This is a genomic window from Micromonospora sp. M42 (assembly GCF_000568915.1).
GTDB classification, from domain to species: Bacteria; Actinomycetota; Actinomycetes; order Mycobacteriales; family Micromonosporaceae; genus Micromonospora; species Micromonospora chalcea.
Genome location: NZ_KK037233.1, coordinates 1,743,230 through 1,753,405, shown reverse-complemented (window position 1 = coordinate 1,753,405; position 10,176 = coordinate 1,743,230). Strand labels below are relative to the sequence as shown.

The following is a 10,176-nucleotide window of genomic DNA, read 5'->3' as shown; positions in this document are numbered from 1 at the left end:
GACCGGTCGGGTTGAAGATGGCGGTCATGACGCTGCCCTCCTAGCGGGAGTCGGACTTCTCGGTACGGGCCTCGACGGCGGCCCGGCCGGCGGCCAGCCGCGCCACCGGCACCCGGTACGGCGAGCAGGAGACGTAGTCGAGCCCGGCCGCGGCGAAGAACCCGATCGAGTCCGGGTCGCCGCCGTGCTCGCCGCACACCCCGACGGTCAGGTCCGGCCGGGCCGCCCGCCCCTCGGCTACGGCGAGGCGGACCAGCCGGCCCACGCCGGTGGCGTCGATGCTCTCGAACGGCGACACCGGGAAGATCCCCCGTTCCAGGTACGTGGAGAAGAACGCCCCCTCCACGTCGTCCCGGGAGAACGCCCAGGTCATCTGCGTCAGGTCGTTGGTGCCGAAGGAGAAGAAACGCGCCTCGGCGGCGATGTCCCCGGCGGTCAGCGCCGCCCGGGGCGTCTCGATCATGGTGCCGATCGGGATCTCCGGCGCGTCCGGCACCCCGGCCAGGACCCGCCGTGCCTCGTCCGCCACCGCGGCGAGTTCCCGCACGTCCCCGACCAGCGGCACCATGATCTCCGGGCGCGGGTCACCGCCGGCCCGGACCCGCTGCGCGGCCGCCTCGGCCAGCGCCCGCACCTGCATCGCGAACAGACCCGGCACCACCAGCCCGAGCCGCACGCCGCGCAGCCCCAGCATCGGGTTCGTCTCGTGCATCCGCCGTACCGCCGTCAGCAGCACGCCGTCGTGGCCCGGTTCCTCGCCGCGCGCCTGCGCGCCCGCCACCCGGGCGGTCAGCTCGGCGAGCGGAGGCAGGAACTCGTGCAGCGGCGGGTCGAGCAGCCGCACCGTGACCGGCAGCCCGTCCATCGCGGTGAGCAGCCCGACGAAGTCGGCCCGCTGCAACGGCAGCAGCGCGTCCAGCGCCGCGCCGACCTCGGCCGGTCCGTCGGCCAGGATCAGCCGCTCGACCAGTTCCCGGCGCTCGCCGAGGAACATGTGCTCGGTGCGGCACAGACCGATCCCTTCGGCGCCCAGCTCACGGGCCCGGCGCGCGTCGTCCGGGGTGTCGGCGTTGGCGTGGACGCCGAGCGTGCGTACCGCGTCGGCGTGCCCGAGCAGCCGGTGCACGGCGGCGACCAGCGGGTCGGCTTCCGGCCGCAGCTCACCGGTCAGGTACCGGGCCACCGGGGACGGCTGCACCGGCACCTCGCCGCGCCAGATCCGCCCGCTGGTGCCGTCGATCGAGATCACCTCGCCGGCGCGCACCACCTGCTCGCCCACCGCAAACTCGCCGCGCTCCACGTCGATGGTCAGCGCCTCGGCCCCGCAGACGCAGGTCCGGCCCATGCCGCGGGCCACCACGGCGGCGTGCGACGTCTTCCCGCCGCGCGAGGTGAGCACCCCGGCCGCGGCGATCATGCCGGGCAGGTCGTCCGGGTTGGTCTCCGGCCGGACCAGGATCACCGGCCCGGTGGACGCCGCCGCGGCGGCCGAGTCGAAGACCACCCGCCCGACCGCGGCGCCGGGGGAGGCGCCGACGCCGACGGCGAGCGGCTCGGGCGCGCCGGCGGTGTCGAAGGCCGGGAACATCAGCTGGGCGAGCTGCGCGCCGGTGACCCGGGTCAGCGCCTCGTCGGCCGTGATCAGCCCTTCCTCGGCCAGCTGCGCGGCGATCACGAACGCCGCCGCCGCGGTGCGCTTGCCGACCCGGGTCTGGAGCATCCACAGCTTCCCGCGTTCGATGGTGAACTCGACGTCGCACAGGTCGCGGTAGTGCCGCTCCAGCGTCGCCATGATCTCCCGCAGCCGGTGGAAGCTCACCGGGTCGAGGTTCGCCAGCTCGGTCAGCGGCACCGTGTTGCGGATGCCCGCCACCACGTCCTCGCCCTGCGCGTCGCTCAGGTAGTCGCCGTACACGCCGGGTGCGCCGGTGGCCGGATCACGGGTGAACGCCACCCCGGTGCCGGAGTCCGGGCCGAGGTTGCCGAACACCATCGCCATCACGTTGACGGCGGTGCCCAGGTCGTCCGGGATGCGCTCCTGCCGCCGGTAGATCCGGGCCCGCTCCGAGTGCCAGGACTCGAACACCGCGCGCACGGCCAGGAACAGCTGCTCGTGCGGAGCCTGCGGGAAGTCGTGCCCGACGTGCCGGGCGAAGATCTTCTTGTACGTGTCGACCAGGTCGCGCAGCTGCCCGGCGCCCGGCCCGCCCGGGCCGGCGGTGGCCCGCAGCGCGGCCAGCTCGTGCTCGAACTCGTCGCCCGGAATGCCGTGCACGGTGCGGCCGAACATCTGGATCAGCCGCCGGTACGAGTCCCACGCGAACCGCTCGTCGCCGGTGCGGGCGGCCAGCCCCGCCACGGTGGTGTCGTTGAGCCCGATGTCGAGGATCGTCTCCATCATCCCCGGCATCGAGTACCGCCCGCCGGAGCGCACCGCCAGCAGCAGCGGGTCACGCGGGTCACCCAGCCACCGGTCCAGCCGCGCCTCCACCTCCCGCAGGTGCGCGTTTATCTCCTCGTACAGCCCGGCCGGCGCGCCCCGTGGCCAGGTACGCCCGGCACGCGTCGGTGGTGACGGTGAACCCGGGCGGCACCGGCAACCCGAGCCGGGTCATCTCGGCGAGGTTGGCGCCCTTGCCGCCGAGCAGGTCGGCCTGGCTGCGGTCACCCTCGATGAAGTCGTAGACGTACTTCGGCATGGTCCGGCCTCCTCGACTGCGTCGTTGCACCTCCTTGGTAACCGGGCCGGCCGGCCGTGCGGCAGGGCCGGACGGGACACACACCGGGCCGGAGGTCCCGACCGTGTCGGAGGGGGCCCGTATCGTTCCGGCCGTGACAAACGAGGTGCTGCTCCGCCCGGTGCGCGACGACGACCTGCCCGCCTTCTTCGCCCACGAGCAGGACCCGCAGGCGAACTGGATGGCCGCGTTCGGCCCGAAGGATCCGTCCGACCGGGCCGCGTTCGAGGCGCACTGGGCGCGCATCCGCGCCGACGCGCGCATCGTGAACCGCGCGGTCACCGTCGACGGCCGGCTGGTCGGTCGGGTGGCGGCGTTCCCGGTCGGCGAGCAGACCGAGGTCAGCTACTGGATCGACGCGGCGTACTGGGGGCGCGGCCACGCCACCGCGGCGCTGCGCGCGCTGCTGCGCGAGGTGCCGCACCGGCCGCTGCACGCCCGCGCCGCGAAGGACAACGCCGCCTCGCTGGCGGTGCTGCGCAAGTGCGGCTTCGTCGTGGTCGGCGAGGACTCGGGGTACGCCCCGGCGCGCTGTGCCGAGGTCGAGGAGTACGTGCTGGAGCTGCCCGCCGAGGGGTCTGACCAGGCAGACCGCTAGTCTCCCCGGGTGAACTGGCTGGAACTCGTCGGCTGGGCCGGCTCCGCGCTGCTGGTCTGGTCCCTGCTGCAGACCCGGATCCTGCGGCTGCGCGCGCTCAACCTGGTCGGCTGCCTCATCCTGATCGGCTACAACACCGCAGTGCAGGTGTGGCCGATGGTGGGGCTGAACGTGGTGCTCGCCGTGATCAACGTCTGGTACCTGCGCAAGCTGCTGGCCACCCGGCACGACGAGCAGACCTACCAGGTGGTCGAGGTGGGCACCGGCGACGCCTTCCTGGCGCACACGCTGCGGGTGCACGCCGCCGATATCGCCCGCTTCAACCCGGGCTTCCGCTGGGACGCCGACGCCGACGACCGCTCGGCGTTCCTGGTGGTACGCGCCGACGAGGTGGTCGGCGTGATGCTCTCGCACGCCGAACCGGGCGGCGTGGCCCAGATCGACCTGGACTACGTGACCCCGCCGTTCCGGGACTTCACCCCGGGCGAGTTCGTCTACCGGCGCAGCCGGCTGTTCACCGACCGGGGCTTCCGCCGCGTGGTCAGCCCGCCCGGCATGGTCGCCCCCTACTACCACCGGCTCGGATTCCGGCCCGAGGGCGGCGCGTACGTGCTCGACCTGCCCGTACCGGCCTGAACCTCGGCCCCGGCGGGTGACACCGGGGCCGGTCATGATTCAGCGGCGGGCCCGCGGGGCACAGAGGGGCCACGCCGACCGGATCTGCCGGCCGGCGGGTCGGCCGTCGGCCGGCCCGGATCGGGTCGAGGGAGATAACCGGTCGTGCAGAGCTACTGGAGCCAGCTGGCCCTGGTCGGTGTGCTGGTGATCCTCAACGCGGCGTTCGCCGGCAGCGAGATGGCCCTGGTGTCCCTGCGGGACAGCCAGGTGCAGCGGCTGGAGCGCAGCGGCCGGGGCGGACGGACACTGGCCCGCCTGGCGAAGGACCCGAACCGGTTCCTGGCCACGATCCAGATCGGCATCACGCTCGCCGGGTTCCTCGCGTCCGCCGCCGCCGCGGTCTCGCTGGCCCGGCCGCTGGTGCCGCTGCTCAGCGTGTTCGGCAACGCCGCCGAGACCGTCGCCATCGTCGCGGTGACGCTGGTGCTCACGTTCGTCACGCTGGTCTTCGGCGAGCTGGCCCCGAAGCGGATCGCGATGCAGTCGGCCGAGCGGTGGGCGCTGCTGGTGGCCCGCCCGCTGGACCTGCTCTCCAGCATCACCCGGCCCGCCGTCTGGCTGCTGGGCGCCACCACCGACCTGGTGGTACGCCTGTTCGGCCTGGACCCGAAGGCCGAGCCGGACGAGATCGGCCCGGACGAGCTGCGCGACATCGTGGCCGGCAACCACGGCTTCACCAAGGAACAGCGCACGATCATCGCCGGTGCGGTGGAGATCGCGGACCGGCAGTTGCGGGCTGTGCTCGTACCCCGGTTGCAGGTCTTCACGCTCGACAGCGGCACCACCGCCGAGGCCGCGCGGCTGGTCCTGGCGGCGACCGGCCACTCCCGGGCGCCGGTGGTCCGCCACGGCGGCCTGGACGACGCGGTCGGCGTCATCCACCTGCGTGACCTGGTCGGCGTCTCCGACGACCGGCCGGTCGACGAGATCGCCCGCCCGCCGATGCTGCTGCCCGACTCGCTGCCGGTGGTCGACGCGCTGCGTCAGTTCAAGGCCGAACGCCAGCACATCGCGCTCGTGGTCGACGAGCGCGGCGCGGTCGACGGGATCGTCACGCTGGAGGACATCCTCGAGGAGATCGTCGGCGAGATCTACGACGAGACCGACCGCGACCTGCGTTCCGTGCGCACCGAGCCGGACGGCACGCTGGTGCTGCCCGGCACGTTCCCGGTGCACGACCTGACCGACCTGGGCGTGGAGCTGCCGAACCGGCCGGCGGGCGACTACACCACCGTCGCCGGGCTGGTGCTGATCTGCCTCGGGCACATTCCGACGGTGGCGGGGGAGCAGGTCACCGTCGACGGCTGGGAGCTGGCGGTGGCCGACGTCGACCAGCGGGCCATCACCGAGGTGCGGGTCCGCCGGCGCGGCCGCGGCGACGACTCCCCGGACGACGACGCCGCGGACGACGCCGGCGAGCCGGCCGACGCCCCGGAACTCGACGAGGCGCGCCGCTGACGGACGGCGTCCGGCAACTCGGGCCTCAGCGGCGTCCGACCGGCGGGCCGAACGGGAAGCCGGGCACCGGCGGAAGCAGCTGCACCGCGTCGGCGGGCAGCTGACGGGTGCTCCGCCCGACCAGCCGGGCCACCATCCGCAGCAGCCACGGCCCGGACGGGTGCAGCTCCGGGCCGATCAGGCGGCTGATCACCCGGGTCCACCAGTGCCCGGCGACGATCACGTCGGTGATCCGCAGCCGGTCCGGCGGCCACCCGCCGCGCACCACCACGTCCACCACCCGGCCCAGCCGCCGCCCGTGCAGGTCGTAGGCGGTACGGCCGAGCAGCTCACCCGCTCGCACGGCCGGACCCGGGAATGTGCTCGATCAGGTGCCGGCGCAGCCACGCCTCCACCGGCGACGGCGGCAGGTCCGCCGCCCGGCAGCGCAGCCGCACCGCGCTGTCCACGTGGGCGACCTGCGACAGCGGTACGCGCAACGGCGGCACCGGCGGGTCGTCGGTGAACCGGTCCGCCACCGCCACGAGCAGCCGACCGACCCGCCCGCCGATCCGCTCCCCGAGCGCCCCCTGCCCGGTGAGCAGGCTGTCCACGTACGGGAAGCCCTCGTCGTCGACGGCGAACGCGATGTCGTCGACCCGCCCGACCAGCCGTCCGTCCACGTCGACGATCTGCCGGTCGAGCAGCCGCTTGGCCAGCTGAACCCTCATGGACCCATCCCCGTCATGATCGCCAGTGGGATCGCGGCCACCGACGCCGCGACGATGAGCAGCAGGAACACCGCGCCGAGCAGGTTCATCCAGCGCCCGTTGACCCGGTCGCCGAGGTACCCCCTGTCGTTCGCGACCACCAGGATCGGCAGGTACGTCAGCGGCAGCACCACAGCGCTCAGCACCAGCATGTACTCGGTCAGCCGCACCGGGTCCACGGTCGTCATCAGCATCACCACGCCGAGCAGCAGACCGACCAGCAGGACGCTGTGGAACCGGGCCGCCTCCCGGGGGCGGACCCGCTTGCCCCACTGCCACCCGAAGTACTGCGCCGCCGCGTACGCCGCCGACAGGCCCGTCTCCAGCGCCGCGCCGAACGTCACCGCGAAGAACGCCAGCACGGCGGTGGCCAGGCCGGCCCCACCGAGCGCCGTGGCCACCGGCCGCGCCACCTCGTCGAGCGTACTGAGCGACACCCCGGACGGGTGGTAGGCCACCGTCGCCACGGCCACCAGCGACAACGCCAGGAACCCACCCACCGGAAAGCCGATCAGCACGTTCGACCGGGCCCGCGCCAGGTCCGCCGCGCTCCAGCGCTCCTCGACGCCGCCGGAGGAGAAGAAGAACACCTCGTACGGGCTCACCGTCGAGGCGAACAGCGCCACCGCCACGAACCAGTACAGCGGCCAGCCGTGCCCGGCCGCGCTGATCTGCCACGCGCCCTGCCCGAGTTCCGGCCAGTCGGTCGGCAGCGCCACCAGCGCGACCGCGAACACCAGCAGCGCCAGCCCGGCGAGGCCGAAGATCCGCTCCATCAGCTCGAAGCGCAGCCGCCACAGCACCAGCCAGACGGCCAGCGCGGCGAGCGGCACCCAGAACAGGTGACTCACCCGGGTGGCCAGTTGCAGCGCCAGCGCCACCCCGCCCAGCTCCGCGGCGAGCGTGACCACCGTGACCAGCCACGACGCGACCAGGTTGAGCAGCGCCACCCGCGGCCCGAGCCGCTCCCGGACCAGGTCGAAGACCGCCCGCCCGCTCACCGCCGCGATCCGGCCAGCCATCTCCGCGTACGCGCAGATGCCGACCACGCCGGCCAGCAGCACCCAGGTGTGGGCCATGCCGAACAGCGCGCCGGCCTGACTGGCCGCCACCAGGTCACCGATGTCGACGAAGCCGCCGACGGCCGACAGCACGCCGAGCGTGGCGGCGAACAGCTTCCTCACGTCGGTTCGGGAGCGGACGATCTCACCGAGGCGACGATATCGGCGTCAGTGCCCGGTTTCGGGCGAATGCGTCAGGAGGCGGTCAGGTTTTGCAGGCGCACCTGGCCGCGGGCCACCAGCCGGCCGTCCGCGTCGGTGATCTCCACGAGCCAGAGCTGCTGGCTGCGGCCCCGGTGCACGGGCGTGCCGACGGCGGTCAGCTCGCCGTCGCGCACCGCGCGCAGGAAGTCGGTCTGGTTCGACACCCCGACCACGTTGCCCTTGTCGCCAAGCCAGAGCGCGCCGCCGATGCTGGCCGCCGTCTCGACCACCGAGCAGTAGACGCCACCGTGCTGGATCCCGTACGGCTGGTGCAGCTCCGGGCGCACCTTCCACCGGATCACCACCCGGTCCCCGCTGACCTCGTCGAACGTCAGGCCAAGCAGGGCCACGAAGCCACCGGTCAGGTTCGGCATGTCCACCGCGGTTCCTCCTCGCGTTCGACGGCGCCGCCAGCCTAGTCGGCCGCACCTCGGCAAACCCGGTACGGCCCGGGTCCGGTAATGGGGGAGAATCGGTGACCGTGACCGACAGCAACCTCCCGCAGGGGCGGGACTCCCTGACCGACGACCTGCTGTGGCGGGGCCTGATCCAGGACTCGACCGGCCTCGACGAGCTGCGCGACCTGCTCGGAGCCGGGCAGGCCACGTTCTATGTGGGCTTCGACCCGACCGCCCCGAGCCTGCACGTCGGCCACCTCATGCAGGTCCTCACCGCGCGCCGGCTCCAGCTCGCCGGGCACCGGCCGCTGCTGCTGGTCGGCGGCGCCACCGGCCAGATCGGTGACCCGAAGGAGAGCGCCGAGCGGACGCTCAACTCGCCCGAGGTGGTGGCCGGCTGGGTGGAGCGCATCCGCGAGCAACTCTCGCCGTTCGTCACGTACACCGGGGAGAACGCGGCGCAACTGGTCAACAACCTGGACTGGACCGGCGAGATGTCGGTGGTGGAGTTCCTCCGCGACGTCGGCAAGCACTTCCCGGTGAACAAGATGCTCGCCCGCGAGGTGGTCAGGGCGCGCCTGGAGACGGGCATCAGCTTCACCGAGTTCAGCTACCAGCTGCTGCAGGCGAACGACTTCTTCGAGCTGCACCGCCGGCACGGCTGCCAGCTCCAGTACGGCGGCTCCGACCAGTGGGGCAACATCACCGCAGGGGTGGACTACGTTCGCCGGCGCGGCGCCGGGCCGGTGCAGGCGTTCACCACCCCGCTGGTGACGAAGTCCGACGGCACCAAGTTCGGCAAGAGCGAGTCCGGCGCGATCTGGCTCGACCCGCAGATGACCAGCCCGTACGCGTTCTACCAGTTCTGGGTCAACGCCGACGACCGGGACGTCAGCCGCTACCTGCGGTACTTCAGCTTCCGCTCCCGTGAGGAGCTGGAGGAGCTGGAGAAGGCGACCGCGGAACGCCCGCAGGCGCGCCTGGCCCAGCGGGCGCTCGCCGAGGAGCTGACCACGCTGGTGCACGGCGAGCGGGAGACGGCCCAGGCGGTCGCGGCGAGCCAGGCGCTGTTCGGGCGGGGCTCGCTCGACGAGCTGGCCCCGGAGACGCTGCGCGCCGCGCTGACCGAGGCCGGCCTGGTGCGTCTCGACGAGCTGCCGGACGTCGCCGGCCTGCTCAAGGAGTCCGGCCTGGTGCCGAGCATGAAGGAGGCCCGCCGGGTGATCGCCGAGGGTGGCGCGTACGTGAACAACACCCGGATCTCCGAGGTGGACGCCACCGTGTCGGCGGACGACCTGCTGCACGGCCGGTACCTCGTGCTGCGCCGGGGCAAGCGCTCGTTCGCCGGTGTCGAGCTGCGCGGATAGTCCGTTGTCGACAATGTGACGCGGGACGCGCCCAGCGGATTTGACGATCACTCCGCTGGGCGCGTAACTTTCTCTCTGCCAGCGCGGAACGGACGAAACAGGCGAAAGACCTGGAAGGCCGGAGCGCAGGACCTGAGAACCGGGTGGTGCCCCGGATTCGCCGGGAGGCGGATTTGGCGAGGCGGAACCGACCGGGTAAGGTTATCGGCCGGCAGGGAAACGGACGAGCCAGCGGGAAACCGCGGGCGGCCGGCCTGCCGAATTCCTCGGAACGACCGACGGAAGTCGGTTGAATCGGGGTGCCCGGTAAAAAGGTGATGCACGACAAACCGGTTGACACCGGTTTGACACGGCAGAAACCACCGGGTAACGTAGTAAAAGTGCCCGGCGCGAGAGCGGCGGGTGGTTGAACGAAATGCCCCAAACGGGGGCTCCGCGGTGCGGGGTTTCTGGTTGGTGTGTGGTTGTTCTTTGAGAACTCAACAGGGTGCTTGTAAAGCCAGTGCCAATTGTTTTATACCCCGGACTGGTGGCTGTTCTTTGGAATGGTTGCTGGTTGGGATTCCTTTGGCAACACTTTTGTTGCCAGGATGCTGTTCGACAAAGTTTTTGTTGGAGAGTTTGATCCTGGCTCAGGACGAACGCTGGCGGCGTGCTTAACACATGCAAGTCGAGCGGAAAGGCCCTTCGGGGTACTCGAGCGGCGAACGGGTGAGTAACACGTGAGCAACCTGCCCCAGGCTTTGGGATAACCCCGGGAAACCGGGGCTAATACCGAATATGACCTTGCACCGCATGGTGTTTGGTGGAAAGTTTTTCGGCTTGGGATGGGCTCGCGGCCTATCAGCTTGTTGGTGGGGTGATGGCCTACCAAGGCGACGACGGGTAGCCGGCCTGAGAGGGCGACCGGCCACACTGGGACTGA

Annotated in this window: 8 protein-coding genes, 1 rRNA gene and 1 pseudogene (1 of these 10 running past the window's edge); 5 read left to right on the top strand and 5 right to left on the bottom strand. The window is 72.0% G+C overall.

Features of this window, described 5'->3' with window-relative positions:
- Positions 1 to 40: 40 nt before the first annotated feature.
- A pseudogene (ppdK, locus tag MCBG_RS07830) lies at positions 41 to 2,699 on the bottom strand (pyruvate, phosphate dikinase).
- Positions 2,700 to 2,832: 133 nt separating this feature from the next.
- On the opposite strand from ppdK, the gene MCBG_RS07825 reads away from it, so the two are divergent.
- From MCBG_RS07825 to MCBG_RS07815, 3 genes are all read left to right on the top strand, one after another.
- Complete coding sequence (locus tag MCBG_RS07825) at positions 2,833 to 3,336, top strand: GNAT family N-acetyltransferase (protein WP_043324909.1); 504 nt, start codon at positions 2,833 to 2,835, stop codon at positions 3,334 to 3,336.
- A gap of 9 nt (positions 3,337 to 3,345) precedes the next feature.
- Positions 3,346 to 3,972: a hypothetical protein gene (locus MCBG_RS07820; protein ID WP_043324908.1), complete on the top strand. Its 627-nt coding sequence runs from the start codon at positions 3,346 to 3,348 to the stop codon at positions 3,970 to 3,972.
- Between the two features lie 144 nt (positions 3,973 to 4,116).
- A complete protein-coding gene (locus MCBG_RS07815) occupies positions 4,117 to 5,472 on the top strand; it encodes a hemolysin family protein (protein WP_043324907.1) in 1,356 nt (451 codons plus the stop codon).
- A gap of 25 nt (positions 5,473 to 5,497) precedes the next feature.
- Here MCBG_RS07815 and MCBG_RS07810 read toward each other — a convergent pair whose 3' ends face one another.
- The 4 genes from MCBG_RS07810 to MCBG_RS07795 all read right to left on the bottom strand — a co-directional run bounded on the left by MCBG_RS07810 (position 5,498) and on the right by MCBG_RS07795 (position 7,866).
- Positions 5,498 to 5,815: a hypothetical protein gene (locus MCBG_RS07810; RefSeq protein WP_043324906.1), complete on the bottom strand. Its 318-nt coding sequence runs from the start codon at positions 5,813 to 5,815 to the stop codon at positions 5,498 to 5,500.
- Positions 5,802 to 6,182: a hypothetical protein gene (locus tag MCBG_RS07805; protein ID WP_043324905.1), complete on the bottom strand. Its 381-nt coding sequence runs from the start codon at positions 6,180 to 6,182 to the stop codon at positions 5,802 to 5,804. Before MCBG_RS07805 ends, MCBG_RS07810 begins: the two co-directional genes overlap by 14 nt.
- Positions 6,179 to 7,405: an NRAMP family divalent metal transporter gene (locus tag MCBG_RS07800; protein WP_043324904.1), complete on the bottom strand. Its 1,227-nt coding sequence runs from the start codon at positions 7,403 to 7,405 to the stop codon at positions 6,179 to 6,181. The genes MCBG_RS07805 and MCBG_RS07800 overlap by 4 nt, the downstream gene beginning before the upstream one ends.
- A gap of 71 nt (positions 7,406 to 7,476) precedes the next feature.
- The gene (locus MCBG_RS07795; protein ID WP_043324903.1) at positions 7,477 to 7,866 is read right to left on the bottom strand and encodes a PaaI family thioesterase; all 390 of its coding nucleotides are present in this window, start codon (positions 7,864 to 7,866) and stop codon (positions 7,477 to 7,479) included.
- A 101-nt stretch (positions 7,867 to 7,967) separates the two neighbouring features.
- Here MCBG_RS07795 and tyrS point away from each other — a divergent pair, with 101 nt between their 5' ends.
- Both tyrS and MCBG_RS07785 read left to right on the top strand, forming a co-directional pair.
- Positions 7,968 to 9,251, top strand: a complete 1,284-nt coding sequence (gene tyrS, locus MCBG_RS07790) for a tyrosine--tRNA ligase (RefSeq protein ID WP_043330331.1) — start codon at positions 7,968 to 7,970, stop codon at positions 9,249 to 9,251.
- Positions 9,252 to 9,860: 609 nt separating this feature from the next.
- Positions 9,861 to 10,176 (top strand): 16S ribosomal RNA (locus tag MCBG_RS07785); it runs 1,230 nt beyond the window's last position.

Coding starts and splice junctions, on each gene's coding strand:
- MCBG_RS07805 (WP_043324905.1), bottom strand. CDS start 6,182: ATGAGGGTTCAGCTGGCCAAGCGGCTGCTCGACCGGCAGATCGTCGAC.